The organism is Thioalkalivibrio sp. ALMg3 (assembly GCF_000381225.1).
In the GTDB taxonomy this organism is placed as follows: domain Bacteria; phylum Pseudomonadota; class Gammaproteobacteria; order Ectothiorhodospirales; family Ectothiorhodospiraceae; genus Thioalkalivibrio; species Thioalkalivibrio versutus.
On sequence record NZ_KB906233.1, the window covers coordinates 55,280 to 80,247 of the forward strand.

Genomic DNA, 24,968 nt, shown 5'->3' on the forward strand with positions numbered 1-24,968 from the left:
TAGCCGTTAGCTGTGGACCTGCAAAACCCCGAAAAAAATCCGCGCCCGCCCGCGGCCCGCGCGGCGATCGCCTGGGATCGCATCGACACTGTGCTGTTCGACATGGACGGGACGCTACTGGATCTGCACTTCGACAATCGCTTCTGGCGTGAACTGATCCCGCAGGAATACATCCGCTGCCAACCGGATGACCCGGAATGCGCGCGCCGCCGCCTGGAGGACGAGATGCAGCGGGTGCGCGGCAAGCTGGAGTGGTACTGCGTGGATCACTGGACCCGCTTTACCGGTCTCGACATCCTCGGCCTGAAACGCGAACTGGCCCACCACATCGCCCTGAAACCGCATGCCGATCAAGTCCTGGGTGCCCTGCAAAGGGCCGGGCGGCGGCGGGTGCTGGTCACCAACGCCCACCCGCAGGTCTACGCCTTCAAGCACCGGCTCACCCGCATTGGCGACCGCCTGGATACCATTGTCTCCGCCCACGACCTCGATTGCGCCAAGGAAGACGGCAGCTTCTGGGAACGCCTGCAGCGGGTCGCACCGTACGCTCCGGAACGGACGCTGCTGGTGGACGACAACCTGCTGGCGCTGGCCAGCGCCGCCGGAGCAGGGATCGCCGAACTGCGGGGGATGCGCTACCCGGACGAGCGCGGCGAGCCCATGCACTCGGAGGACTTCGAACTGCTGGAATCGCTCGCGGACCTGTTGCCCGGCCTGAGCGACCCGGGAGGCGTGGCGGCTACTTGACCGGTGTCGGCAGGTTGCGGATCAAGTCCAGTCGGATCTGCACCGTACGGCCCTCGCATTCCCCGTCGAGCCAATGGCACCCGTCCGCCTCGCGCACCTCGCGCGGGGTCACCTTGCCCCACCAGGCCTGGCTGGAATTGGGCTCGACCCAGTTCAGCTGCAGGGTCTCACCGGTAAGGATGGCGATCTCCAGACGCTCGGAGACATGACGGGGAATGGCGGGATCGGTCATCGGGGGGCTTCGCGGTAGTCGGTCGGGTCGGGGATGCCGGCCGCGGCGAACGCGGCACGCCGGGCCTGACACTGCGGGCAACGCCCGCACTGGCGCGATTGTGCCAGAAGGCAGCTCCAGGTGTGACGCCAATCGATCCCCAGCGGGTCGGTGGCGGCAATGATCTCGGCTTTGCTCCGGTCGATCAGCGGGGCCTCGACCTGCAGGCCGGGCACCAGACCTGCGGCCAGCTCCGAGACCTGCTGCACAAACCCCGGTTGCGAACCCGGACCATGCCCCTGATCCTCGCGGTTCAGCGCCAGCAGGATGCGTGCCGCGCCGTGGTGCTCGGCCAAGTTGACCGCCAGGGCCAGCACCAGCAGATTGCGCTGGGGCAGCGGCACGTGCCCGACCCAGTCGTTGCGGCGGGTGAAGGCCGTGCGCAGGGACTGGAGATCCAGCGCGATGGGGGCACAACCGTAGACCGCCGACAGATGCTCCACCGCGGTCCATTCGCGCGCGGCATTGCGCTGGCCGTAGTCGACCCACACGGCACGCAACAAGCGGCCGGCGGCATGCTCCTGCGCCAACAAGGCGCTGCTCTCGATGCCGCCGGAGAGCAGGAGAAGATCGGGGGATTCGGGCCGGGCGGATTCCATTCGGGCACCATACCGCACAGCGCAAGACCACGGAGACCCTGACTTGATCGAACAACTACGCAGCCACTGGCAGCGCCTGCTGGGCGCCGAACGCAGCGACCGCGCCGAGGGCGCCCCCGAGGAGCGCCTGCAACGCGCCGCGGCGGCGCTGATCATGGAGGTCTGCCGGGCCGACTTTGATCTGCACGCCGAGGAACTGGAGTCCGTGCGCGCCAGCCTGATCGAACTGTTCCGGCTGGATCGCGATACCGCCGATGCGATGCTGGAGATCGCCCAGGAGGATAGCGACGAACTGATCTCCATCCACCCCATGGTGCGCGAAGTGAACGCGTCCTTTGATGCCGGGCAGAAGACCGACATCATGCGCGCCCTGTGGCGTGCCGCCTGGGCCAACCGCGACCTCAACAAGCGCCAGGAAGCGGTAATCCGGCACCTGGCAGACCTGCTCTACATCCCGCACGCGACCTTCATCCGCACCAAGCACGAGGTGCTCGGCGATGCGGCCGACCCTCGCTGACCGAGGCGCTTTCTGATGAGTGATCCGGGCACCCTGCTGGCGGCCCTGGCCGTGGGCATCCTCGGTGGCGTGCACTGCCTGGGGATGTGCGGCGGCATCGTCGGCGCGATCTCCATGGGCCACGGCCGCCGCGGACCCGGGCTCGACCTCCTGCTGGCCTATAATCTCGGGCGCATGGCAAGTTACGTGGTCGCCGGCGCGCTGGCGGGATGGCTGGGGGCCAGCCTGCTCGGCGGCCTGCCCGCCGGGCAGGCGATCCTCCAGGGCATCGCCGCCGCCTTCCTGATCCTGCTCGGGCTCTATCTCGGGGGCTGGTGGCCGGTCCTGGCCCGCCTGGAACAGGCCGGTGGCGTGCTGTGGCGCCGCATCGAGCCGCTGGGCCGGCGTTTCCTGCCAGTGCGCCATGCCGGTCAGGCGCTGATGGTCGGCGGGCTGTGGGGCTGGCTGCCCTGCGGCCTGGTGTACAGCGTGCTGGCCTGGTCGCTCAGTGCCGGCGGCGCGCTGGAAGGGGCCGCCCTGATGGGGGCCTTCGCCCTGGGGACGCTGCCGAATCTGCTGCTGATGGGGGTATTCGCCGCGCGCCTGGCGGCCTTCGTGCGCCGCCCCTGGGTCCGCCGGATCGCCGGCGGCGGGGTCGCACTGTACGGCGCATGGATGCTGCTAGGCCTGGTGCTGTGATGCCCCGCCCGGACGAGCGGGGCATCGTTCGCGAGCGCCGGGGCGGGGCTCAGTCGGCGTAAAAGTCGCGGGTGAAACGGATCGGCAGCGTGCGATCGCTGTCCGCCGGGGTAATGTCGATCTGGAACTCGAGTGTTTCCCCGCCCCGCACCGTCACCTCGGAAAGGTGATAGATGGCATCACCGTCCTGAATCTCGCGGAAGCGCAGGCTGCGCATCTGGTCGTTCATGTTGGTGGCCGAGCCACTGACTTCCGCGGAGACCGCCTGCAAGCCGTTGTCGCCCCGCTCCATCACGCTGATGTTGACCATGGCCCGGTTGGAACTGCGCCGCACGTCATAGGCCCGCGCGACCTCCGGGGACAGGAAGGTGGTGTTGATCACGTTGTAGTAGACGACGTAATTGTCGAATTCCGCCTCGTTGGCGGATGCGATCGAGCTTCCGAGAGCAACCGCCGCCAATGCGACGAGAAAGCCGGTGATGACCCGATGCACTCTTGCCATGACTGACTCCTGTTCCGTTTGAGAAACGAGGACCTGGCGGCGGCATTGCCGCAGGGGCCCCTCGTCCCGAGTCTAGCCCGTTTTGCACCCGAACAGGCAAGGCCGCCCCGTGCATTTCGCCCGGACGGCAATCCACCTCAAAAAGAGCGCACGATAATCAGCAAGATATAAAGCCCAACCAGGGCGATCATTGGCGAAAAATCGATCGCGCCGGTATTCGGCAGGGCCCGGCGCAGAGGGCCGAGGATGGGGCGGTTCACCGCCCCCGCCAGCCGCATGATGGGATTGTTGGTGGAACCGCCCCCCGCCTGAAGCCAGCTCATCACCACCTCGGCAATGAGCGCGATGATGAAGACCCAGATCACCGTGGTCAGCAATTCCCGGATTGCCACGGCAAGGATAATCCCGACCCCGGCATCCACACCCACAATCAGCACGCGCAACCAGATTTCGATGAACTTGAGCACGATCATCAGCACGATCGCGGCCAGATCGACCCGCCCGACCGAGGGGATCACGGGCCGCAACACCCGCAACGGCGGGTCGGTCAGCATCACGATGGTCTGCGAGATCGGGTTGTAGTAATCGGCCCGCACCAGGCCGAAGATCGTCCTCAAAATCAACAGGATGATATAAATCCCGAAGACAACGCCAACGAGGAAGATGGCGATCTCTTGTCCGGTTCCGGTGGCGGGCATGCAGACTCCTTGCGATGCAGCGAGTGAACCGCGCCCATTCTCCGGCAAGCCCGGCAGGATGCCAAGCCAGGGAGGCGCGGATCAAACGCCGCGGCGGGTATCCATGCAGTCGCGTACCCGGGTCGCGATTTCCTCGATCGACAGCTCGGTCACGTCCAGATGCGGGATCTGCCAGCTGTCGAAGAACTCCTGGATCGCCGCACACTCGGCCCGGCACTGGGCCAGACTGGCATAACGGCTGTCGGGCCGTCGGCCCTCGCGGATCTGCGCGAGCCGCTGCGGGGTGATCGTCAGCCCCACCAGGCGCCTACCCAGGCCTCGCAGCCCTTCCGGCATGTGCGGGATGTCGCCCTGGCGCAGGTCCTCCGGGACCAGCGGGTAATTCGCCGCGAACAGCCCGTAGTTCATGGCCAGATAGAGGCTGGTCGGCGTCTTGCCGGAACGCGAGGCACCCAGCAGCACGACATCGGCGACCGACAGGTCCTGCACGGCCAAACCGTCATCATGGGCGAGGGTGTAGTTCAGGGCCTCGATGCGCCGGTCATAGCGGCTGACATCGCCCATGCCGTGGGCACGCCCGGAAGCCGATTGCGAGGCCACCCCCAGCAGCCCCTCCAGCCGCTCGACGTGCTCCCCGAAGACGTCAATCACCGGCACCGAGCTCTGGTGCAGATCAGCCCGCAAGTCAGCATTGGCCAGGGTGGCCACCACCAGTGCGGGCTGCGGCCCAGCCTCGACCCGGGCGAACACGGCGGCCAGACGCCCGGGCGTCTGCACAAAGGGCAGCCGGTGCCAAGCCGGGTCGACATCCGGGAACTGGGTGAACAGCGAGCGCGCCAGGGCCTCTGCGGTGATCCCGGTGCCGTCCGAGACCAGATAGACCTGCGGGCATTGGGCGACGGACTCAGTCATCTGTCGCCCCCCCGACCTTCGCCAGTTGCTCCCAGGTGGAGAGCAGCGAATCGGGATTCAGCGACAGCGAATCGATACCCTCGCTCATCAGCCAGACCGCCAGATCCGGATAGTCGGACGGGGCCTGGCCGCAGATTCCAATGTACTTGTCGGCGCGGCGGGCGGCGCGGATCGCCATGCTCAAGAGCGCCTTCACCGCATCGTTGCGTTCGTCGAAGGAATCCGCCACCAGTCCGGAGTCGCGGTCGACCCCCAGGGTCAGCTGGGTCAGATCGTTGGAGCCGATGGAGAAGCCGTCGAAATGCTCGAGGAAGCGCGCCGCCAGCAGGGCATTCGACGGGATCTCGCACATCATCACGATCTTCAGGCCCTGCTCGCCGCGGCGCAGGCCCTCCTCGCCCAGCACCCGGATCACGTCCTCGGCCTCGGTAAGCGTACGCACGAACGGGACCATAACCTGAACATTGTCCAGGCCCATCTCGTCGCGGACCCGGCGCAACGCCTCGCACTCCATGGCGAACGCCGGACGAAAGACCTCCGAGCGGTAGCGCGAGGCCCCGCGAAAGCCGAGCATGGGGTTCTCTTCGTGCGGCTCGTAGCCAGCACCACCGATCAGATGGGCGTACTCGTTGGACTTGAAGTCGGACAGGCGCACGATCACCGGTTCCGGCGCGAAGGCCGCTGCCAGCGTCGCGATACCCTCGGACAGCTTGCGCACGAAGAACTCGCGTGGGCCGTCGTCAAAGCCACGCAGGCGTTCGGCAATCTGCTCCTGCACCTCGGGCTCGAGGCGGTTCGGGTCCTCGGCATAGTCCAGCAGCGCCAGCGGGTGCACGCCGATGGTGCCGTTGATGATGAATTCCAGCCGCGCCAGACCGATCCCCGCGTGTGGCAGCTGCGAGAAGGCATAGGCCCGCCCGGGGTTGGCCACATTCAGCATCAGCTTGACCGGCAACTCCGGCAGTTCGCCGATCTCGGTCTTCTTGACCGCGTAGTCGAGCCTGCCGGGGTACACGTGCCCGTCGTCGCCCTCCGCGCAGGAGACCGTCGCCTCCATGCCGTCGGAGAGCACCTCGGTTGCGTTACCGCAACCGACCACCGCCGGGATGCCCATCTCGCGGGCGATGATCGCCGCGTGGCAGGTACGTCCGCCGCGGTTGGTCACGATCGCAGCGGAGCGCTTCATCACCGGCTCCCAGTCGGGGTCGGTCATGTCCGCGACCAGAATGTCGCCCTCTTCCATCGTGTGCATCGCATCCGGCGAATCCAGCACGCGCACGATACCGGCCCCCACCTTCGAACCGATCGCGCGGCCGGTCACCAGCGGCTCGGCGTCGTGCGGTGCCAGCTCGTAGCGCTCGCCCGCACCCAGCTCGACGCGGCTTTCCACCGTCTCCGGACGCGCCTGCACGATGAACAGCTCGCCGGTCTCGCCATCCTGCGCCCACTCGATGTCCATCGGCCGTTCGTAGTGCTGCTCGATGGCAACCGCATAGCGGCCCAGCTGCTCGGCATCGGCATCGGAGAGGCAAAAGCGGTGGCGCAGGTCCGTCGGGGTGTCCTCGGTGCGGGTACCGTCCTCCGTGAGCACCATGCGCACCGCCTTGGTACCCAGGGCACGGCCAATGATGGCGCGTTTTCCGGCCGCCAGCGCCGGCTTGTAGACCTGATACTCGTCGGGGTTCACGGCGCCCTGCACGACCGTCTCACCCAAGCCCCAGGCCCCGGTGATGAACACCGCATCGCGGAAGCCACTCTCGGTATCCAGGGTAAAGATCACGCCACTGGCGCCGACGTCGGAACGCACCATGCGCTGGATGCCGGCCGACAGCGCGACCTCGTCATGGGCAAAGCCGTTGTGCACGCGGTAGGCGATGGCGCGGTCGTTGTAGAGACTGGCGAAGCACTCGCGCAGCCGCTGCAGCAGGGCATCAATGCCGCGCACGTTGAGGAAGGTCTCCTGCTGCCCGGCAAACGAGGCCTCGGGCAGATCCTCGGCGGTAGCCGAGGAGCGCACGGCCACCGGCACGTCATCGCCCAGCTGCGCGTAGTGCTCGCGCACCGCCTGTTCCAGTTCGGCCGGCAGTTCGGCCTGCTCGACCCAGCCACGCACCTCGCGCCCGGCCGCGCGCAGGGCCTCGATGTCGTCGATATCGAGATCCGCCAGGCGCGCCTTGATCTGCGCGTCCAGCCCGTCCTTCGCCAGCAAGGCGCGATAGGCATCCGCGGTCGTGGCAAATCCACCCGGCACGCGCACCCCGGCGGCACCGAGCTGCCCCAGAAGCTCGCCCAGCGAGGCATTCTTGCCACCCACCCGGGCGACATCGTTCATGGTCAGATCGGCGAGATCGACTACCCAGCTCATGGCAACTCCTGAACTCCTAGGGCCACACTGATCTAATGCTTCCCTAGGCTTTGTGAACCCCTTAACACGGGGTAACAAACGTGATCAGCTACACTTCAGCGTTTTGTAACCTTCAGGAGACTGCGTGACTGCTCCAGCCGCCCGTCGTTCCAGCTTAACCCAATCCATCCTGCCGACCATGCTGCTCGTCCTGGCCTTCCTGACGCAATCCGCAGGGGCCCAGGAGTCAGGGGGTTCCATGGCCATCCTGGGTGCTGTGGAGAACGTTCGCATCGCCGAGGAAGACATCGTGCTAAAGGCGCGCATGGATACTGGTGCAACCTCCTCCTCGCTGAACGCGCTAAACAAGGAGCGCTTCGAGAGGGACGGTGAAGACTGGATCCGCTTCGAGATCATCGACCCGGACGACGAGGACGCGCGCATCACCCTGGAGCGACCGATCGAGCGCATCGTGCGCATTCGCAGGCACAGCGGAGACTCGCAGGAACGCCCGGTGGTGCGCATGGAGTTCTGTATCGGCGACCAGCTCCTGACCGCCGACACCAGCCTGATCGACCGCACGGCTCTGAAATACCAAGCCCTGATCGGGCGCAGCCACATGGCCGGGCACATCCTGGTGGACTCCGGCGCGGAGCACCTGCGCGCGCCCGACTGCGCGACGGATGACCAGTGAAGCGTTTCCACCTGCCGATCCTGATCGTGCTGCTGAGTACGATCGGACTCGGGGTCTTCGCCTACAAGGTCAGCGCGCTGGGGATGCCCCTGCAGCCGGACGCCACCGCCGAGACCTGGCAGGTGGAGGCCCGCGTGCGCTTCCAGGCCACCGGCGAGGCCACCACGGTGCAGCTTCGAATCCCACACCGCCTGCCGAATTTCTCCATCCTGGACGAAGGCTTCGTATCCCGCGGCTACGGCCTGAACACCGTCCTCCAGGCGGAGGATCGCCTGGCCCAGTGGACGACCCGTCAGCCGCGCGGCGAACAGGTGCTGTACTACCGCGCCACGCTCTACCGTGACGGAGACGACCGCTCGGAATCCGACTACCCGGGGCCAGTGGCCGTGCCCGACTGGAGCGAACCCTTCCGTTCGGCCGCCGAGGCGCTGATCGATGACGTCCGCGGGCGCTCCTCGGACATCCGGAGTTTTGCCTCGGTACTGGTCAATGACCTCGCCAACGCGGCACCGGCTTCCAATGCGGCCGTGTTTATCGAGAGCGACGACAATCGCGCCCGCCGGGCCGAGACCCTGATCGAGCTGCTGGCCACCGCGCGCATCCCGGCCCGGCAGGTGACCGCCCTGCGCCTGGTCGACGGGCGCCGCGACATCGAGCCGCAGACCTGGCTCGAGGTTCACAACACGCGGCGCTGGGTGCCCATCGACCCGGAGAGCGGCGAAATCGAGTACCCCGCCGACGTGGTCGTTTGGTCGCATGGCGACGCCCCGCTCCTGGAGATATCCAACGGCGAGAACGCGGAGGTGCGCTTTGCGGTGGCCCGCGGGGTGCAGGATGCCCTGGCGACCATCCAGCGCTTCGGCGACACCCTGGACAGTCGCTTCCTCGACTTCTCCACCCTGAACCTGCCGCTGGGCACACAGAACACCTACCGGGTGCTGCTGATGGTGCCGCTGGGCGCGATGATCATCGTGTTCCTGCGCAACGTGATCGGCGTGCAGACCTTCGGCACCTTCATGCCAGTGCTGATCGCACTGTCCTTCCGCGAGACCCAGCTGCTGGCCGGGATCATCCTGTTCACGCTGATCGTGTCGCTGGGTCTCGTGGTGCGCTTCTACCTCGAGCACCTCAGACTGCTACTGGTCCCGCGTCTGGCGGCAGTGGTCAGCGTGGTCATCATGCTCATGCTCGGCATCAGCATCTTGTCGCACCAGCTCGGCTTCGAGCGCGCCCTGGCGCTGTCACTGTTCCCGATGGTCATCCTCGCCATGACCATCGAGCGCATGTCAGTGGTCTGGGAAGAACACGGCCCCGCCGATGCCATCACCCAGGGGATTGGCAGCCTGGCCGTCGCGGCCGCGGCCTACGGGCTGATGGCCAACCGCCAGCTGGAACACCTGTTGTTCGTGTTCCCGGAATTGCTGCTGGTCCTGCTGGCCGTGACCCTGTTGCTGGGACGCTACACCGGCTACCGCCTGACCGAACTGTTCCGCTTCGGACGCATCCAGGATGCGATGCGGAGGACCGACTAATGCCGGCCTGGCTGCCGCGCTTCGTGCGCCCGAAACTGCTGAAGGAGCAGGGCATCGTCGGCATGAACGCCCGCAATGCCCGCTATATCGCCGCCTGGAACGCACGGCGATTCTACCCACGGGTGGACGACAAGCTGCAGACCAAACAACTCGCCCTGGATGCCGGGCTCTCGGTGCCGGATCTGTACGGCGTCGTACGCACCCTGCGCCAGATTCGCGACGTGCGGAAGCAGCTGCGGAACTATGAAGACGGCTTCGTCATCAAGCCGGCCCACGGCGCGGCCGGCGACGGCATTCTGGTGATCGACGGCTGGCGCGGCGATCGGCCTCGTCGGGCCGGTGGTCGCGCCATGGAGCTGAGCGAACTGGACGATCACATCGCCAACGTCCTCTCGGGCATGTACAGCCTGGGTGGCCGACCGGATGCCGCCATGATCGAGCAGCGGGTGCGCTTCTCCTCGATCTTCGATGAGGTCTCGCACCAGGGCGTGCCGGATATCCGCACCGTGGTCTATCGCGGCTACCCAGTAATGGCGATGATGCGCCTGCCAACCCAGGACTCCGACGGCAAGGCCAATCTGCACCAGGGTGCCGTGGGAACCGGCATTGACCTCGGCTCCGGCCGCACCATCGGCGGAGTGCGCTACAACCGGCCCTGCCGCGAGCACCCCGACAGCGAAAAGAGCATTGTCGGTCTGCAAATCCCCGGTTGGGATCAGCTGATGGAACTGGCCGCCGGCTGCTTTGAGCTGAGCGAGCTCGGCTACCTGGGGGTGGACGTGGTGATCGATGCCGACCGCGGGCCGCTGATCCTGGAACTCAACGCCCGGCCCGGGCTCGCCATCCAGATCGCCAACGGCGAAGGCCTGGACCACCGCATCCTCGCGGTGGATGCACACATGGTGGCCCGCGACATCGAGCCGGCCGCCGAACGCGCCCGGTGGTCCGCCGAGGTCTTCGCGCGCCCCGAGGCGACCCATCCAACCGAGCCCGACACCGAAACCTCCCGCGCCGCCGAACCCGCCTGATCACCGAGGCGGTTACGGGCACCGTGATCGTTTGGGCTATCCTAGGCGCATGACTGCCGCCGCCGAGACCAAGACGCCGGACATCGAACAGGCCCTGGCCGACGCCGAACGCGTCTGCGCCACCCGTGGTGCTCGCCTGACCGAGCAGCGCCGGCGCATCCTGGAGCAGATCCTGCGCACCGAGGGCGTCATCAAGGCGTACGACCTGATCCACGCGCTGTCCTCCGATGATCACAGCATCAAGCCGCCAACCGTGTACCGCACCCTGGCCTTTCTGCTCGAGCAGGGCCTGATCCACCGTATCGAGAGCCTCAACGGCTTCGTCGCCTGCTCGCACCCCGGCGAGCGCCACGAGTCGGCCCTGATGATCTGCGACGGCTGCGGCCAGATCACCGAGTTCCACACCCCGGAGCCGGCCAGCCAGGCGCTGGAGCACGAGGCCGAGGCCCAGGACTTCGCCATCGACTCGCGCATGGTGGAGCTGCATGGCCAGTGCGGGGACTGCCGCCGGGGGCAGCAGGACCGCGCCTGACGCCGCGCGTCTGCACAGCCCACCCTGAACCCCGCCCTCCAATGACCGCCGCCGCACCGACCCTCGAGGCGTTCCCGCCCATCCTGCGTGCGGACACCCGCCTGATCGTGCTGGGCAGCTTTCCCGGCGTCGCCTCGCTGGAGGCCCAGGCCTACTACGCCCACCCGCGCAACCAGTTCTGGCCGATTGTCGGACAGATCCTGGGCGAGCCCTTCCCGGAAATGGATTACCCCGAACGCATCGAGCGCCTGCTCGACCACGGCGTGGGCCTCTGGGACGTGTACGGCGCCTGCTCGCGCGAGGGGAGCCTGGACAGCGCCATCCGCGCCCCGGTCCCCAACGATCTCGCCCGGCTGACCCGCGAGGCCCCGGACCTGCGCGTGATCATCCACAACGGCGCCGAAAGCGCGCGGCGCATCCGCGAGACCCGCGCCCTGGGCCTCGAGGCCCTGCGCCTGCCCTCCACCAGCCCGGCCAACGCCCGCCTCAGCCTGACCGAGAAGCTGGAACCCTGGCGCAACGCCTTCGCCCGCGCCGGCCTTCCACGCGACTGACCGGCAGCACACCGGAGCGCCCGATCGGGGGGTTGATACCTCGCTTGTTATTGTATAACGTTCGCTTTGTTATCCGTTACGCTATAACAGTCCAATTTCGTTGATCGGCACTGCCCGGACCGGCAGACTGCCGCGCAACCAGGAGCCCGACATGCCCCTCACCCCGTTCTCACGCTCCGTCCTCGCCGCGCTGGCCAGCCTGACCCTCGCCGCCCCCGGAGCCGCCGCGGCGCAATGGACCACCAGTGACGACGAGTCCGCCTGGGGCATGGACGTCTCCCTGATCCTCGAGGGCATCTACTACAACGAGCTCTCGCACGGTAATGATTCGCCCGCCGGCTTCGACGACGGCCACGATCACGGCCATGGTAATGGCGACGACCACGGCCTCGACGACGGCTTCAATCTAGGCCATTCGGAGCTGGGCTTCCAGGCCCGTCTCGGCGACCTCCTGGACGCCACCGTGATCATCGAATTCGACGACCAGGACATCGAGGTCGACGAGGCCTACCTGACCACCCGCGCCCTGCCCGGCGGCCTCCAGCTCAAGGCGGGCAAGTTCCTGTCTGACATCGGCTACATCAACAACCGCCACCCGCACGAGTGGGACTTCGTGAACCGCCCGCTGGTCAACGAGTACCTGTTCGGCGACCACGGCCTGCTGGAAAAGGGCGTACAGGCGACCTGGCTCGCCCCCACCGCGACCTACACCCAGCTGGGTGTGGAGCTGCTGCAGGGCGAGACCAGCGGGATCGCCAACTACGAAGGCAGCCAGTCGTCGCTGAACGATCAGGACCGCATCCTGCGCGACCGCTCCGGTCCACGCCTGGTCACCGCCTTTGCCAAGATCGGGCCGGATCTCGGGCCGGACCACGCCGCACAATTCGGTGTCTCCGGCGGCTACGCCCGCAGCTACCAGGTCACCGACGAGCACTCCACTCGCTTCGAGGACTGGGATGGCAGCGCCTGGTTCGCCGGCCTGGATGCCGTCTACAAATACAGTGCCGGCCGCGCCTACGGCCATGGCGACTGGCGCCTGCAGGGCGAGTACTTCTACCGCGAGATCGATGTCGACCGCCGTGACGTGAACTTCGAAGCCGACGGCAACGGGCCGGTGGGCTTCGTACGCAACGAACAGTCATTCAAGAACCAGCAGGACGGCATCTACGTCCAGGGCGTCTACGGCTTTGCCCCGCGCTGGGAGGCCGGCCTGCGCGCCGAGGCCCTGGGTCTGAGCAACGACGTCGGCCGCGGCGACGGCGAGTCCTTCGGCACCTCCTATCGCCACACCGCCCAGGTGACCTTCCGCCCGGTGGAGCCCGTATTCCTGCGCGCCCAGCTGTCCCAGAACGACTTTGTCGATGACCACGGCGATCGCGATCGCGGCCTGGAGTTCCTGCTGCAGCTGAACGTGGCCCTCGGCGCCCACGGCGCCCACCGCTTCTAAGCATCGCTCGACCTCGCGAGGCCGGCGTGGACTGTTCCCGTCCCTGCCAGCCTCCGCCCATACCCCGATCTGAAAGGAGTCCCGCATGTCCTATCGCAAGACTCGCGTCCGCATGCCCCGCGCGCTCGCCGCCCTCGCCTCGTTGGTACTCCTGGGCCTGCTCCTGCTGCCGTCGCAGGCCGCCGCCGGACTGAACATCGTCGCCACCACCTCTACCCTGGGCGCCCTGGCCCGCGAGATTGGCGGCGACGAGACCGAGGTCCGCGTCCTCGCGCCGCCGGATCGGGACGCGCACGACCTGGACGCCCGTCCGAGCTTCATGGCGGCCCTGCGCCGCGCCGACATGCTGCTCGAGATCGGTGCCGGGCTCGAGGAAGGCTGGCTGCCGGCCGCCCAGCGCGGCGCCCGCAACCGCGCCATCAACTCCGGCCAGCCGGGCCACTTCCGTGCGGCGGACATGATCGAGCTGCGCCGCTCCATCACCATGGATGGACCGAACATGGGGCACGTCCACGAGGAAGGGAATCCGCACTTCAACACCGACCCGCTGCGCCTGGCAGACATCGCCCTGGCGCTGGCCGAACGCATGGGTGACCTGCGCCCGGACCATGCCGCCACGTTTATGGAACGCGCCGAGCGCACCGCCGAACGCCTGCGCGACCACGCCAAGGCCCTGGCCGCACAGGTCGCGCCGGACCAGCGCATCGTGGTCTACCACGAAGACCTCGACTACCTCGAGGAGTGGCTACCTGTCGACATCGTCGGTTATCTGGAGCCGGCCCCGGGCATCCCGCCCACCGCGCGCCACCTGCGCAGCCTGGTGAGCGACCTGGAAGGCACCGAAGGCACCGTCCTCTACGCGGCCTTCCAGCCAGCGCGTGGCGCGGAGTTCCTGGAACGCAACCTCGGGTGGACCAGTCACGCGGTGCCGCTGGATCCGCCCGCGGATTCCTCGCTGGACGGCTACCTGGAGTTGATGACCACCTGGGCCGAGACGCTGCCGCGCCAGTAATCGAGTCCCTTTCCAGAAATTGACCAGCCGCGACGGACCCGGAACGCAACGTTTCGGGTCCGTTATCATTTGCGATGGCCCGAATGCCCGACACTCACATGCCGACTGAAAGCTCGTCTCCGATCCTGCACACCCGCGCCGCGTATCTTGGGTTTGACCGGCCGGTGCTGGGCCCGCTGACCCTGGACGTACCGATCGGCTCGCGCTGGGCCCTGACCGGGCCCAACGGCATTGGAAAATCGCTTCTGCTGAAGGCCCTGACGGGACAGGCGCGGGTGCATCGCGGTCACCTGGAACTGGCCCCCCAAGCCCGGATCAGCCTGCTCGCGCAGGACCACCCACGCCGCCAGCCCTGGCCGCTGTCCGGACACGACTGGTTCCGGGCAATGGGCGCGCAACCCCCCGAGCAGGCACGCGTGCGCGCCCTGATGGACCGGCGGCTCGACCGCCTAAGCGGAGGGCAATGGCAACTGCTGCGCCTGGCCGCCGCCCTGGCCAGCCACGCCGTTCACCCGCCGGCGCAGCGTCTGGTGCTACTGGACGAGCCCGCCAATCATCTGGATGCCGAGGTGCGCCACGACGCGATCGAGCTGATCACCAGCCTGCCAGGCGGCACCACACTGCTGATGACCAGCCATGACGACGATTTCCTGGAGGCCGCCGGGGTCGAACGCCACCCACTGACGGAATACATCCATGCTGGGTGACCTGCTACTCATGCCCTTCGTGGCAGGCCTGCTGATCACCGGCGTGCTGGGTCTCGCCGGCGCCGGACTGTTTCTGCGCGGCTCGGTCTGGCAGGCACTCGCGCTCGGCCAATGGGCCGCCGTCGGCGGGGTCCTGGCCTCGGTGCTGCACTGGCCGGTCCTGCTCGTGGCCCTCGTCCTGGGTACCGGGATGATGGCCCTGCTACAGCGCAGCACGGACCGCGAGCGCCTGCCGCTGGGGGTCTTTCTGGCCGGCCTCGCGGCCGTGACCCTGCTCGCCGCCAACTTCTCCCAGGCCAGCCTGGCGGCGGCCGCCTGGGCCGAAGGCCAGCTGTACTTTGCCGGGCCGAACGAATTGTGGGCGGTGGCAGTGCTGGCGGTCGCCAGCATCCTGCTCGCGCCCGGACTGTACCGCGTATGGCGACATGCGCAGCTCGCTCCCGATGTCCCCGCCACACGCCTCCCGCCGACGTGGCAACGACTCACCGAGATCGGCTGGCTGGTCGCCGCGGTCGTGCTGGGCAGCATGGTCCTGGGCCTGCCCGCCGCCCTCGCGACCCTGCTGCTGCCCGCCTGGGGTGCGGCCTATCTCGCGCGCAATCTGCGCGGGCTGTTCCTGTGGACCCAGGCCATCGCCCTGGCGGGTTTCCTGATCGCCTGGAGCCTCAGTCTGCCTCTGAATCAGCCCTTTGCCCCCGTATTGGTACTGGTGAACGTAGCGCTCGCCAGCGGCGCCCGCCTCGCCGCGTCGGTATATGGCGAACGCAACCGCTGAACAAGGCGCCCCCCCGCTCAACCATGAACGCGGCGCCACCAATACGCTGCAGCTGCGCCGCAGGCGGGGCAGGTCAGAGGGCGGCCAGGGCACGCATATGCGCCACCACACTGCGCCCCAGGGCACTCAGGGCGTAGCCACCCTCCAGCATCGAGACCACGCGCCCATCGGCGTGACGCTCGGCCAGGGCCACCAGCTCACGGGTGATCCAGGCGTAGTCATCCTCGGCCAGCAACAGGCGCGAGAGTTCGTCCTCGCGATGGGCATCGAATCCGGCGGAGATCAGCACAAGTTCCGGGGCAAAGGCGTCCAGCGCATCGAACCAGGCCCCAGCCACCGCGTCGCGCCACTGCTCCCCCGACGATCCGCCGGGTACCGGGACATTCAGGCAGTTGTCGGCCAGCGGCGGGATGCCCGACCCGGGATAAGCCGGATGCTCGAAGGCGGAAGCGAACAGGATGGCGTCATCACCCGCCACCAGGGACTCGGTGCCGTCGCCATGGTGCACGTCGAAGTCGACGATGGCGATGCGCCCCACACCATGGCGCTCCTGTGCATGGCGGGCGGCAATCACCACGTTGTTGAACAGGCAGAACCCGGCCGCCCGGTCGGCACGGGCGTGGTGCCCCGGCGGCCGCACCGCGCAGAAGGCCCGCCGGTTCGCCGCCCCCATCACCCAGTCCACCGCGCCAATGCCCGCGCCGGCCGCCAGCAACGCGGCCTCGCGACTCCCCGGCGACAGGGCCGTGTCGCCATCCAGCATCACCCGCCCCCCTTCCGGGACGTGCTGCTGGATGGTGTCGATAAAGTCGCGTGTGTGAACCCGGCGCAGGTCCGCCCGCGTCGCCGGGAACGCCTCGCGATGCAGGACCCACGGATCCAGCCCGCTGGCCACCAGCTGGTCACGGATTGCGCTCAGCCGCTCCGGACATTCCGGGTGGCCGGGACCATTGTCGTGCTCAAGGCCGGCGTCCGGCGAGAAGAACGCTAGATTCATGCTATGAAGACACTGGGCACGTCATAACCGAGAGCATGCATGGGAACCCATATCCTGGACAAGCTGTTCAATCCGCGCGGTGTCGCCGTGTTCGGCGCATCCGAACGCGAGGGCAGCGTCGGCCGCACGGTGCTGGCCAACCTCCTGGCGGCCGGCTTCAAGCGCACCCTGCTCCCGGTAAATCCCAAATACACCGAGGTACAGGGCCTGCGCTGCGTGCCCGAGCTGAAACCCGGCGAGCACATGGTGGACCTGGCGCTGATCTCCACCCCGGCTCGGGCCGTCCCCGGCATCCTGCGCAACTGTGGCGAGGCGGGCCTGCGCGGCGCCGTCATCCTCTCGGCCGGCTTCGGCGAAGCCGGCCGAGAGGGCGAACGCCTGCAACAGGAATGCGTCGAGATCGCGCAGCGTTACCGCATGCGCCTGATCGGCCCCAACTGCCTGGGCATCATGCGCCCGGGCATCGGGCTCAACGCGACCTTCAGCCACAACCAGGCGCTGCCCGGCAAGCTCGGGCTGATCTCCAGCTCCGGGGCGCTGATCACCGCCGTCCTGGACTGGGCGGAGCCCACCGGCATCGGGTTTTCCAGCGTGGCCTCGACCGGCGACGCCGCAGACGTCGACTTCGGCGAGCTGCTGGACTACCTCGCGGTGGACCCCGAGACCCAGGGCATCCTGCTGTACGTCGAGGGCATCCGCCACACGCGGCGCTTTCTGTCGGGCTTGCGCGCCGCCGCGCGCATGAAGCCCGTGGTCGTCCTCAAGTCCGCTCGCCATGCGGCCACCGCCCAGGCGGCCGCCACCCATACCGGGGCGATGATGGGCTCGGATGCGGTGTTCGACGCGGCCCTGCAGCGCGCCGGCGTGGTCCGGGTGGAGCGCGTGTCGCAGTGGTTTTCCGCAGCCCAGACACTGGCCAGCGGCGTGCGCCTGCGCGGCGAGGATCTCGCCATCCTCACCAACGGCGGCGGACCCGGCGTGATGGCCGTGGACCGGGCCTCCGACCTCGGCCTGAACCTGGCCACGCTGGCCGACGGCACGCTGGAGGCACTCAACGCCCTGCTGCCCGCCCACTGGTCGCATGGCAACCCGGTGGACATCCTCGGCGACGCTACCCCCGAACGCTATGGCGAAGCCCTGCGCATCGTGCTCGCGGACCCCGGGGTTCACATGGCGAGCGTCCTGCTCACCCCGCAGGCCATGACCGACCCCGACGCCTGTGCCGAGGCCGTGATCGAACAGGCCTGCAAAAGCCACAAGCCGGTGCTGGCCTGCTGGATGGGCGACCCGCTGGTGGCCCGCGCACGGAATCGCTTCGACGCGGAAGGGATCCCCCAGTTCCGCACGCCCGAAGGCGCGGTCGAGACCTTCGCCTGGCTGATCGAACACCGACGCAACCAGCGCATGCTGCTGCAGGTCCCCGGCCCCCGCAGCGATGACCAGCCCGCGGATATCGAGGGCGCGCGCCTGATCCTGCAACACGCACGCAGCCAGGGCCGCAGGGTCCTGAGCATGCGCGAGTCCCGGGCCGTGCTGGCCGCCTTCCACATCCCCTGCAGTCCCAGCATCCTCGCCCGCGACCCGGCCGACGCGATGCTGGCCGCCGAGACCCTGGGCTTCCCGGTCGCGCTCAAGATCAGTGCACCCGACCTCACCCACAAGAGCGACTTCGGCGGTGTACGGCTCAACCTGCGCAGCGTGCTGGCCGTGCGCCAGCAGGCCCAGGAGATGCTCGACCAGATCCACGAGCAATTCCCGGAGGTCGAGGTTGAAGGCGTGAGCGTGGAACGCATGGCCGAGGTCGGGCATGTTCGCGAACTGCTGGTGGGGATCTCGCGCGACCCGGTGTTCGGCCCGGTAATCGCCTTCGGACTGGGCGGGACCGCGGTGGAGGTCATCGGCGACCAGGCCGTCGCCCTGCCGCCGCTGAACCCCTCGCTGGCCCGGCGTCTGATGGCGCAGACTCGCGCGGCGCGCACCCTTGGCACCTTTCGCGGCGCGCCCCCGGTGCGCGAGGGCGCGGTGGAACAGGTCCTGCTCCGGGTCTCGGAGATGGCCTGCGAGCTGCCTGAACTCGCCGCGCTGGATATCAACCCCCTGCAGGCCGGCGAGAACGGCGTGATGGCCGTGGACGCCCGCATCGAACTGGCCGATCCCGCGCACGACGGCCGTGACTACGCGCACATGGCCATCCACCCCTATCCCGGCCACATGGCCCGGAAGGTCACCACCCGCGACGGCCATGAACTCGAGCTCCGGCCGATCCGGCCCGAGGACGCTGCCATCGAGCAGGAATTCGTGCGCAGTCTGTCGGAGAAGTCCCGCTATCTCCGGTTCATGCGCTCGATGGACGAACTCACGCCCGAGATGCTCGTGCGCTTCACCCAGATCGACTACGACCGCGAGATGGCCTTCATCGCGGTCGACCACCACACGGGGCGGGAGGTGCAGGTCGGCGTCGCCCGCTACACCACCGAACCCGACGGCGAGAGCGCGGAGTTCGCCGTGGTCATCAGTGACGCCTGGCAGGGCCGCGGCGTGGGCAGCCTCCTGATGGAGGCCGTCATCGACTCGGCCCGCAACGCCGGCCTGCGCGAACTGTTTGGCGAGGTGCTGCGCCACAACGGCGGCATGCTCGCGCTCGCCCAACGCCATGGCTTCCAGCGCGAGATCCTCGCCTCCGACGAGGAGATCATCCGCGTCAGCCGGCGTCTCCACTGACCACCGGGACGGTCGCCCGCAACCGCCGCACCCGACCCGGCGGGCATCCGGCGCCCCGGCGCGTCACTTGCGGGGCCCCGGGCGAATGGGTAGCGTCCCCGGGCATGCATCGACCCCTGCCCCGCCCGTGAATCGCGCCGAGCGCATCTTTCACCTGCACCGATTGTTGCAGGGGCGGCGGCCGCCCTCGCTGGCGGACCTGATGGAGCGTCTCGAGGTCTCGCGCGCGACCGTCAAGCGCGACCTCGAATACATGCGCGACTTCATGCAGGCACCCATCGAATACGATGCCCAGGCCAATGGCTACCGCTACGCGCAGGATGCCCCGGCGTTCGAGCTGCCGGGGCTGTGGTTCAACGAATCCGAGCTGCTGGCGCTGCTGACCATGGAGCAACTCCTGGAGGACGTGCAGCCCGGGTTGCTGGCGCCCACGCTGGGGCCGCTGAAGGGCCGCATCCGCGAGCTGCTCGCCAGCGGCGGGCACCAGCCGGACACCGTGCGCCGCCGCATCCACATCCAGCCGCTGGCCCAGCGCGGCAGCCGCGGCGAAAGCTTTCAGGCCGTGGCCACTGCGACCCTGGACGAGCACCCCGTCGAGATCGAGTATCACGGCCGTGCCCGGGACGCCGCGAGTTGTCGCGTCGTGCACCCGCAGCGCCTGCTGTACTACCGCGACAACTGGTACCTGATCGCCTGGTGCGAGCAGGCCCGGGACCTGCGCACCTTCGCCCTGGAGCGCATCCGCTCGGTGCAGCCGGTGGAGTCTGCCTACCGCTCCATCGACGAGGCGACCCTGGATGCTCATACCGGGGACGCCTTTGGCATCTTCACCGGTCCCGCACAGGAATGGGCCGTGCTGCGCTTCACCCCGGAACATGCCCGCTGGGTCGCCGACGAGATCTGGCACCCGGAGCAGATCGGCGAATACGAGGGCGACGCGTATCGCCTCCGTATTCCCTACGCCGACCCGACCGAGCTGGTCCAGGAGATCCTGCGCCACGGCCCGGGCGTCGAGGTGCTGGCGCCCGCCGACCTGCGCCAGCGCGTGGCCAGCGACCTCGCGCGCGCCGCTCACCAGTACACCTAGGGATAAGAACCGATTTCGGGGGTGGCTCATCCTGTGAGCCACCCCCGGTGCTACAACGGACACCCAGGCCACACCGAGGAGTCCGAACATGTCGCACAACCGCCAGGCACGCCCCGTCCCGCCGCTCGCCGGCTACTACGCCGAGCGCGGCACCTACAACCGCACCGCCACCACCGAGGAACTGCTGGACCGCATCCCCCTGGCCGGTTTCCGCCACCACGAGGCGCCCCGGCTGTGGGACATCCTCAAGCGCGGCCAGGCCCTGACCGTGGAACGCGAGCGCACCAACACCCACGACGGCCGAGCCGTCGCCGTGCGCTGGATGGACCACCACCTGGGCTATCTGCCTCGCGACCGCAACGGCCTGGCCGCCCAGCTACTGGACCAGGACCAGCCCCTGATCGCCCGCATCCTGGAGAAGCGCGATCACGCCGACCGCCACCACCGTCTCGAGCTCGGCCTCTACCGCGCGAAGCCGAGGCCCACCCCGGCCCACTAGACCCACATACCCAAGGCGACGCGGATCAACCTTCGACGGGCATGAATCAACCCACCCAGATGGTCTTGGCGTTCTGGAACTCGCGGATGCCGAGCTCGGAGAGTTCGCGGCCGTAGCCGGAGTCCTTCACGCCGCCGAAGGGCAGGCGCGGGTCGCTCTTGACGATGCCGTTGACGAAGGCGCAACCGCATTCCAGGCGCCGGGCCAGGGCCTCGCCGCGCACCGGATCGCCGGTCCAGACGCTGCCGCCCAGGCCGAAGCGCGAGCGGTTGGCGAGCTCGATGGCATGATCCGCGTCGCGCGCCCGGGTGACCGCCGCGACCGGGCCGAAGGTCTCCTCGTCGAAGGCCGCCATGCCGGGTTCCACGGCATCCAGCAGTGTGGGCGGGTAGAAGTACCCCGCCCCGTCGCGGGGCTCGCCACCCGCCACCAGGCGGGCGCCGGCCGCCACGCTGCGGGTCACCTGGTCGTGCAACTCGCTACGCAGGTCATCGCGCGCCAGCGGCCCGATGTTCGTTCCCTCGGCCATCGGATCCCCGATGACCAGGGCGTTGATGGCCGCCTGGAAGCGTTCGACGAAGGCATCCGCGATGGCCTCCTCGACGATGAAGCGCTTGGCGGCGATGCAGGTCTCGCCGTTGTTCTGGAAGCGCCCGCGTACCGCCTGCTCCACGGTGTGGTCGAGATCGGCATCCGCCAGCACGACGAAGGCATCCGAGCCGCCCAGTTCCAGCACCGAGGACTTCAGGGCCTTGCCGGCCGCAGCCCCGACCGCGCGGCCGGCGCCTTCGGAGCCGGTCAGGCTGACGCCCTGCACGCGACGGTCAGAGATGATGCCCTCCACCGCATCGGAGCCAACCGGCAGGTTGCGGAACACCCCCTCGGGAAAACCGGCCGCCGTAAACACCCGTTCCAGATGTTCGGCACATCCGGGGACATTGGACGCGTGCTTCAGCAGCACGGTGTTGCCGGCCAGCGTGGCCGGGATCGCCTGGCGAAAGGCCTGCCAGTAAGGAAAGTTCCAGGGCATCACCAGCAACACGGTCCCCAGTGGCTGCCAGGCGATGAAGGAACGGCTCGCATCCGAGGCGATCATCGTGTCCTGCAGCAAGTCCGGGCCGTGCTCGGCGTAGTACTCGCAGGCGTTGGCACACTTGTCGACCTCGGCGCGCGCCTCGACCAGCCGCTTGCCCATCTCGCGGGTGGCGGTGGTCGCCAGGGTCTCGCGCGCGTCGCGCAGTACCCCGGCCAGGTCGTGCAGGCGGGCGGCGCGCTCCGCCACCGGGCGTGCCGCCCAGTCCGGTGCGGCGCTGGCCGCGCGTGCCAGGGCGGCCTCCAGCCCGTCCCGATCCATGCGGGGATAACGCGCGAGCATCTCGCCGGTCGCAGGGTTGATCGCGGTCAGTTCGGTCATGTCGGCGCCTCGGATTGGTGACCCGGAAACAGGCCATGGGAAACACAGGTCAACTATTTGCTAGTTTGAACAATGCGGGTCACCCGAGTATAAGACGATCCGCATTCGCTTTCGGAAGGACCTTGCCCCATGTCGATCGATTCGATTCGCAATGTCTGCCTGCTCGGCGGCACGGGCTTTGTCGGCCACCACATCATCCGCCGACTGATTGACCGCGGCCTGAAGGTCCGCGTGCTGTCGCGCCGCCCGCACCGCCATCGCGACCTCCTGGTCAACCCCGAGGTCGACCTGGTCGAGGGCAGCGCCCATGATCCCGCCACCCTGGAACGCCTGTTCGCGGGCCAGGACGCGGTGATCAACCTGGTCGGCATCCTCAACGAACGTGGCCACAGTGGCGCCGGCTTCCACGCCGCCCACACCGAGCTGACCGAGAAGGCCCTGGCCGCCGCCGAGTCGCAGGGCGTGCGCCGCTTCCTGCAGATGAGCGCGCTGAAGGCGGACATGGACGACGCCCCCAGCCACTACCTGCGCAGCAAGGGTGCGGCCGAGCAGGCCGTGTTCGCCAGCGAATCCCTGGCGGTCACCGTCTTCCGTCCCTCCGTCATCTTCGGGCCGGAAGACTCCTTCCTGAACCGCTTCGTGACGCTGCTGAAATTCTCGCCCGTGATGCCGCTGGCGCGTGCCCGGGCGCGCTTCGCCCCGGTGTTCGTGGGCGATGTGGCCGAGCACTTCGTCGAGGCCCTGGAAGACCAGGATACCTTCGGCCAGGGCTTCGAGCTGTGCGGCCCGAAGACCTACACCCTGGGCGACCTGGTGCGGTATGTGGGCCGGGTCTCCGGCCACCGGCGCCCGGTAATCGGCCTGCCCGACTGGGCCGGCAAGCTGCAGGCCAGCGTGCTCGAGTTCGTGCCCGGCAAGCCGTTGTCGCGCGACAACTTCGCCTCGCTGACCATCGACTCGGTCTGCGACGGCGAACAGCAGCTGCCCTGCCCGACCCGCCTGGAATCCATTGCCCCCAGCTATCTGGGCGGTGGGGGCGCCGGGCGCGAGGCCCGCATGCAGCACCTGCGCACGCTCAATCGCGGGGCCAGCCGCGGCTGATCGAAGGGTGAACCGGTAACCGCCATGCAGACCTACCTCGTCGGCGGTGCGGTTCGCGACCGCCTGCTAGGGCGCCCGTTCACCGAGCGCGACTACGTCGTCGTCGGCAGCTCGCCGGAGGCGATGGAGTCCAATGGCTTTCGGCCGGTCGGGCGCGACTTCCCGGTCTTCCTGCATCCCGAAACCCACGAGGAATACGCGCTGGCGCGCACCGAGCGCAAGACCTCACGCGGCTATCACGGCTTCCAGTTCAACGCCTCGCCCGAGGTCACGCTGGAGGACGACCTCGAACGCCGCGATCTCACCATCAACGCGATGGCCGAGGATGCCGACGGCCGCTTGATCGACCCCTACAATGGCCAGGCCGACCTGGAGGCGCGCCGACTGCGGCATGTCTCCCCCGCCTTCGCCGAGGACCCGGTGCGCCTGCTGCGCGTGGCGCGGTTTGCCGCCCAGCTCGCGCCATGGGGCTTCGAGGTCGCGCCCGACACGCTGACGCTGATGCGCGAGCTCGTCACCTCCGGCGAGGTCGACGCCCTGGTCCCCGAACGCGTCTGGGCGGAATGCGAGAAGGCCCTGAAGAGCCCGGCCCCACGGCGTTTTCTGGAGGTGCTGCGCGAGGCCGGGGCACTCGCCGTCCTGTTCCCAGAAATCGAGCGGCTGTTCGGCGTGCCGCAGCCGGAGCGCTACCACCCGGAGATCGACACCGGCGTGCATACCCTGATGGTGCTGGACCAGGCGACCCGGCTTTCCGATGCACCGGAGGTCCGTTTCGCCGCGCTGGTGCACGACCTCGGCAAGGGCACCACTGCCCCGGAGATCCTGCCCAGCCATCACGGGCACGAGGAACGCGGGGTGGACCTGATCCGCGCCCTGACCGAACGCCTGCGCATACCCAACCGCTACCGCGACCTGGCGGTGCGCGTGGCGCGCTACCACGGGCTGGTGCATCGCGTATTCGAGCTGCGCCCGAAGACCGTGATGAAGCTGGTCGACGGCCTGGACGTCCTGCGCCGCCCGGAGAACGTGGAGCCCTTCCTGCTGGCGGTGGAGGCGGACTTCCGCGGCCGCACCGGCTGGGAAGACAAGCCCTATCCACAGGCCGACGCGGTGCGCCGCGCAGTGGCGGCCGCGCAAGGCGTGCAGCCGGCGGCCCTGATGGCCGAGGGACACAAGGGCAAGGCACTGGGCGAGGCCCTGCAGCGCGAGCGCGTTCGCGCCATTGCCGCCGCCCTCGACGAACACCCCGACGCATAGGAGCCTGCTCGCAGGCGAATGCCCTGCCATTGTCGGACGCGGGCAGGGCATTCGCCTGCGAGCAGGCTCCTTGTGTCTTGCGGTTCACGGATCGCTACCATGAACCGCATTGGGCTCGGGGTAACCCGTCAGGCTCCTGAGGTCACGAACCTGTTCTGTAGATTGGCCCCCGAGTCCTTTCTCATCTCGAAGTTTGAACGGTATCCAAGACCCCCCTCCGTGATGGACGGGTGAGGCTGTACGGACAAGGCGAGAGGACGAGATGGCTCATATTGGCATTGATGTTAGCAAGAACAAGCTCGACTGCATGTGGGTCCGGGACCTGGCAGCGGGCAAGGTGAAG

25 protein-coding genes are annotated in these 24,968 nt (G+C 68.2%); 17 read left to right on the forward strand and 8 right to left on the reverse strand.

Annotated features, from left to right (window positions below; genetic code table 11):
• Window positions 1-12: 12 nt before the first annotated feature.
• Window positions 13-747 carry an HAD family hydrolase gene (locus tag F622_RS0112595; protein ID WP_018176309.1) on the forward strand — a complete coding sequence of 245 codons (735 nt, stop codon included), beginning with the start codon at window positions 13-15 and terminating at the stop codon, window positions 745-747.
• Here the strand turns inward: F622_RS0112595 and F622_RS0112600 are convergent.
• On the reverse strand, window positions 740-979 hold the full coding sequence (locus tag F622_RS0112600) for a hypothetical protein (RefSeq protein WP_018144741.1): 240 nt from the start codon (window positions 977-979) through the stop codon (window positions 740-742). The genes F622_RS0112595 and F622_RS0112600 overlap by 8 nt on opposite strands.
• On the reverse strand, window positions 976-1,617 hold the full coding sequence (locus F622_RS0112605) for a 7-cyano-7-deazaguanine synthase (RefSeq protein WP_018176310.1): 642 nt from the start codon (window positions 1,615-1,617) through the stop codon (window positions 976-978). Before F622_RS0112605 ends, F622_RS0112600 begins: the two co-directional genes overlap by 4 nt.
• A 43-nt stretch (window positions 1,618-1,660) precedes the next feature.
• Between F622_RS0112605 and F622_RS0112610 the strand changes: the two genes are divergently transcribed.
• Together F622_RS0112610 and F622_RS0112615 are read left to right on the forward strand one after the other, a co-directional pair.
• Window positions 1,661-2,134, forward strand: coding sequence for a TerB family tellurite resistance protein (locus F622_RS0112610; protein ID WP_018169225.1), 474 nt, complete (start codon window positions 1,661-1,663; stop codon window positions 2,132-2,134).
• A 15-nt stretch (window positions 2,135-2,149) separates the two neighbouring features.
• On the forward strand, window positions 2,150-2,812 hold the full coding sequence (locus F622_RS0112615; RefSeq protein WP_018176311.1) for a sulfite exporter TauE/SafE family protein: 663 nt from the start codon (window positions 2,150-2,152) through the stop codon (window positions 2,810-2,812).
• A gap of 49 nt (window positions 2,813-2,861) precedes the next feature.
• Here the strand turns inward: F622_RS0112615 and F622_RS0112620 are convergent, their stop codons facing one another.
• The 4 genes from F622_RS0112620 to ppsA form a co-directional block, all read right to left on the reverse strand.
• Window positions 2,862-3,314 carry a DUF4426 domain-containing protein gene (locus tag F622_RS0112620; protein WP_018144745.1) on the reverse strand — a complete coding sequence of 151 codons (453 nt, stop codon included), beginning with the start codon at window positions 3,312-3,314 and terminating at the stop codon, window positions 2,862-2,864.
• A gap of 137 nt (window positions 3,315-3,451) precedes the next feature.
• A complete protein-coding gene (locus tag F622_RS0112625; protein ID WP_018144746.1) occupies window positions 3,452-4,012 on the reverse strand; it encodes a YggT family protein in 561 nt (186 codons plus the stop codon).
• Between the two features lie 81 nt (window positions 4,013-4,093).
• Complete coding sequence (locus F622_RS0112630; protein ID WP_018176313.1) at window positions 4,094-4,924, reverse strand: pyruvate, water dikinase regulatory protein; 831 nt, start codon at window positions 4,922-4,924, stop codon at window positions 4,094-4,096.
• Window positions 4,917-7,289 (reverse strand): phosphoenolpyruvate synthase, encoded by a 2,373-nt coding sequence (gene ppsA, locus F622_RS0112635; protein ID WP_019572083.1) that lies wholly within the window; start codon window positions 7,287-7,289, stop codon window positions 4,917-4,919. Before ppsA ends, F622_RS0112630 begins: the two co-directional genes overlap by 8 nt.
• Before the next feature lie 178 nt (window positions 7,290-7,467).
• Between ppsA and F622_RS0112640 the strand changes: the two genes are divergently transcribed.
• From F622_RS0112640 to F622_RS0112680, 9 genes are all read left to right on the forward strand, one after another.
• Entirely contained in the window at window positions 7,468-7,962 is a 495-nt protein-coding gene (locus F622_RS0112640; protein ID WP_026313101.1) for an ATP-dependent zinc protease, read from the forward strand.
• Window positions 7,959-9,494, forward strand: coding sequence for an inactive transglutaminase family protein (locus F622_RS0112645; protein WP_018176315.1), 1,536 nt, complete (start codon window positions 7,959-7,961; stop codon window positions 9,492-9,494). The genes F622_RS0112640 and F622_RS0112645 overlap by 4 nt, the downstream gene beginning before the upstream one ends.
• Window positions 9,494-10,522 (forward strand): alpha-L-glutamate ligase-like protein, encoded by a 1,029-nt coding sequence (locus F622_RS0112650; protein ID WP_018176316.1) that lies wholly within the window; start codon window positions 9,494-9,496, stop codon window positions 10,520-10,522. Before F622_RS0112645 ends, F622_RS0112650 begins: the two co-directional genes overlap by 1 nt.
• 49 nt (window positions 10,523-10,571) lie before the next feature.
• Entirely contained in the window at window positions 10,572-11,054 is a 483-nt protein-coding gene (locus F622_RS0112655; protein ID WP_018144752.1) for a transcriptional repressor, read from the forward strand.
• A gap of 41 nt (window positions 11,055-11,095) precedes the next feature.
• A complete protein-coding gene (locus F622_RS0112660) occupies window positions 11,096-11,608 on the forward strand; it encodes a DNA-deoxyinosine glycosylase (RefSeq protein ID WP_018176317.1) in 513 nt (170 codons plus the stop codon).
• Window positions 11,609-11,759: 151 nt separating this feature from the next.
• The gene (locus tag F622_RS0112665; RefSeq protein WP_018176318.1) at window positions 11,760-13,055 is read left to right on the forward strand and encodes a hypothetical protein; all 1,296 of its coding nucleotides are present in this window, start codon (window positions 11,760-11,762) and stop codon (window positions 13,053-13,055) included.
• A gap of 85 nt (window positions 13,056-13,140) precedes the next feature.
• Window positions 13,141-14,067, forward strand: coding sequence for a metal ABC transporter substrate-binding protein (locus F622_RS0112670; RefSeq protein ID WP_018650604.1), 927 nt, complete (start codon window positions 13,141-13,143; stop codon window positions 14,065-14,067).
• Window positions 14,068-14,165: 98 nt separating this feature from the next.
• Complete coding sequence (locus F622_RS0112675; RefSeq protein ID WP_018650605.1) at window positions 14,166-14,774, forward strand: ATP-binding cassette domain-containing protein; 609 nt, start codon at window positions 14,166-14,168, stop codon at window positions 14,772-14,774.
• Window positions 14,764-15,549 carry a metal ABC transporter permease gene (locus F622_RS0112680; RefSeq protein ID WP_018650606.1) on the forward strand — a complete coding sequence of 262 codons (786 nt, stop codon included), beginning with the start codon at window positions 14,764-14,766 and terminating at the stop codon, window positions 15,547-15,549. Before F622_RS0112675 ends, F622_RS0112680 begins: the two co-directional genes overlap by 11 nt.
• A gap of 73 nt (window positions 15,550-15,622) precedes the next feature.
• On the opposite strand, the gene F622_RS0112685 is transcribed toward F622_RS0112680, so the two are convergent.
• Window positions 15,623-16,546 (reverse strand): histone deacetylase family protein, encoded by a 924-nt coding sequence (locus F622_RS0112685; RefSeq protein ID WP_018144758.1) that lies wholly within the window; start codon window positions 16,544-16,546, stop codon window positions 15,623-15,625.
• A 39-nt stretch (window positions 16,547-16,585) separates the two neighbouring features.
• Here F622_RS0112685 and F622_RS0112690 point away from each other — a divergent pair, with 39 nt between their 5' ends.
• From F622_RS0112690 to F622_RS0112700, 3 genes are all read left to right on the forward strand, one after another.
• Window positions 16,586-19,267, forward strand: a complete 2,682-nt coding sequence (locus F622_RS0112690) for a bifunctional acetate--CoA ligase family protein/GNAT family N-acetyltransferase (protein ID WP_019572084.1) — start codon at window positions 16,586-16,588, stop codon at window positions 19,265-19,267.
• Window positions 19,268-19,394: 127 nt separating this feature from the next.
• Window positions 19,395-20,354: a YafY family protein gene (locus F622_RS0112695; RefSeq protein ID WP_019572085.1), complete on the forward strand. Its 960-nt coding sequence runs from the start codon at window positions 19,395-19,397 to the stop codon at window positions 20,352-20,354.
• 88 nt (window positions 20,355-20,442) lie between these two features.
• Window positions 20,443-20,853, forward strand: coding sequence for an HIRAN domain-containing protein (locus F622_RS0112700; protein WP_019568484.1), 411 nt, complete (start codon window positions 20,443-20,445; stop codon window positions 20,851-20,853).
• A 46-nt stretch (window positions 20,854-20,899) separates the two neighbouring features.
• Here the strand turns inward: F622_RS0112700 and F622_RS0112705 are convergent, their stop codons facing one another.
• Window positions 20,900-22,267 carry an NAD-dependent succinate-semialdehyde dehydrogenase gene (locus tag F622_RS0112705; RefSeq protein WP_019572086.1) on the reverse strand — a complete coding sequence of 456 codons (1,368 nt, stop codon included), beginning with the start codon at window positions 22,265-22,267 and terminating at the stop codon, window positions 20,900-20,902.
• A gap of 129 nt (window positions 22,268-22,396) precedes the next feature.
• Between F622_RS0112705 and F622_RS0112710 the strand changes: the two genes are divergently transcribed.
• Window positions 22,397-23,368, forward strand: a complete 972-nt coding sequence (locus F622_RS0112710; protein ID WP_018169242.1) for a complex I NDUFA9 subunit family protein — start codon at window positions 22,397-22,399, stop codon at window positions 23,366-23,368.
• A 24-nt stretch (window positions 23,369-23,392) separates the two neighbouring features.
• Window positions 23,393-24,625: a multifunctional CCA addition/repair protein gene (locus tag F622_RS0112715; RefSeq protein ID WP_018169243.1), complete on the forward strand. Its 1,233-nt coding sequence runs from the start codon at window positions 23,393-23,395 to the stop codon at window positions 24,623-24,625.
• Window positions 24,626-24,968: the final 343 nt, after the last annotated feature.

What these genes read in the sequence shown, in the direction of transcription:
- F622_RS0112690 (WP_019572084.1), top strand. Translation starts at nt 16,586, where the DNA reads ATGGGAACCCATATCCTGGACAAGCTGTTCAATCCGCGCGGTGTCGCC.
- F622_RS0112670 (WP_018650604.1), top strand. Translation starts at nt 13,141, where the DNA reads ATGTCCTATCGCAAGACTCGCGTCCGCATGCCCCGCGCGCTCGCCGCC.
- F622_RS0112680 (WP_018650606.1), top strand. Translation starts at nt 14,764, where the DNA reads ATGCTGGGTGACCTGCTACTCATGCCCTTCGTGGCAGGCCTGCTGATC.
- F622_RS0112620 (WP_018144745.1), bottom strand. Translation starts at nt 3,314, where the DNA reads ATGGCAAGAGTGCATCGGGTCATCACCGGCTTTCTCGTCGCATTGGCG.
- F622_RS0112630 (WP_018176313.1), bottom strand. Translation starts at nt 4,924, where the DNA reads ATGACTGAGTCCGTCGCCCAATGCCCGCAGGTCTATCTGGTCTCGGAC.
- F622_RS0112710 (WP_018169242.1), top strand. Translation starts at nt 22,397, where the DNA reads ATGTCGATCGATTCGATTCGCAATGTCTGCCTGCTCGGCGGCACGGGC.
- F622_RS0112625 (WP_018144746.1), bottom strand. Translation starts at nt 4,012, where the DNA reads ATGCCCGCCACCGGAACCGGACAAGAGATCGCCATCTTCCTCGTTGGC.
- F622_RS0112660 (WP_018176317.1), top strand. Translation starts at nt 11,096, where the DNA reads ATGACCGCCGCCGCACCGACCCTCGAGGCGTTCCCGCCCATCCTGCGT.
- F622_RS0112600 (WP_018144741.1), bottom strand. Translation starts at nt 979, where the DNA reads ATGACCGATCCCGCCATTCCCCGTCATGTCTCCGAGCGTCTGGAGATC.
- F622_RS0112605 (WP_018176310.1), bottom strand. Translation starts at nt 1,617, where the DNA reads ATGGAATCCGCCCGGCCCGAATCCCCCGATCTTCTCCTGCTCTCCGGC.
- F622_RS0112640 (WP_026313101.1), top strand. Translation starts at nt 7,468, where the DNA reads ATGCTGCTCGTCCTGGCCTTCCTGACGCAATCCGCAGGGGCCCAGGAG.
- ppsA (WP_019572083.1), bottom strand. Translation starts at nt 7,289, where the DNA reads ATGAGCTGGGTAGTCGATCTCGCCGATCTGACCATGAACGATGTCGCC.
- F622_RS0112665 (WP_018176318.1), top strand. Translation starts at nt 11,760, where the DNA reads ATGCCCCTCACCCCGTTCTCACGCTCCGTCCTCGCCGCGCTGGCCAGC.
- F622_RS0112650 (WP_018176316.1), top strand. Translation starts at nt 9,494, where the DNA reads ATGCCGGCCTGGCTGCCGCGCTTCGTGCGCCCGAAACTGCTGAAGGAG.
- F622_RS0112685 (WP_018144758.1), bottom strand. Translation starts at nt 16,546, where the DNA reads ATGAATCTAGCGTTCTTCTCGCCGGACGCCGGCCTTGAGCACGACAAT.
- F622_RS0112615 (WP_018176311.1), top strand. Translation starts at nt 2,150, where the DNA reads ATGAGTGATCCGGGCACCCTGCTGGCGGCCCTGGCCGTGGGCATCCTC.
- F622_RS0112700 (WP_019568484.1), top strand. Translation starts at nt 20,443, where the DNA reads ATGTCGCACAACCGCCAGGCACGCCCCGTCCCGCCGCTCGCCGGCTAC.
- F622_RS0112705 (WP_019572086.1), bottom strand. Translation starts at nt 22,267, where the DNA reads ATGACCGAACTGACCGCGATCAACCCTGCGACCGGCGAGATGCTCGCG.
- F622_RS0112715 (WP_018169243.1), top strand. Translation starts at nt 23,393, where the DNA reads ATGCAGACCTACCTCGTCGGCGGTGCGGTTCGCGACCGCCTGCTAGGG.
- F622_RS0112675 (WP_018650605.1), top strand. Translation starts at nt 14,166, where the DNA reads ATGCCGACTGAAAGCTCGTCTCCGATCCTGCACACCCGCGCCGCGTAT.
- F622_RS0112655 (WP_018144752.1), top strand. Translation starts at nt 10,572, where the DNA reads ATGACTGCCGCCGCCGAGACCAAGACGCCGGACATCGAACAGGCCCTG.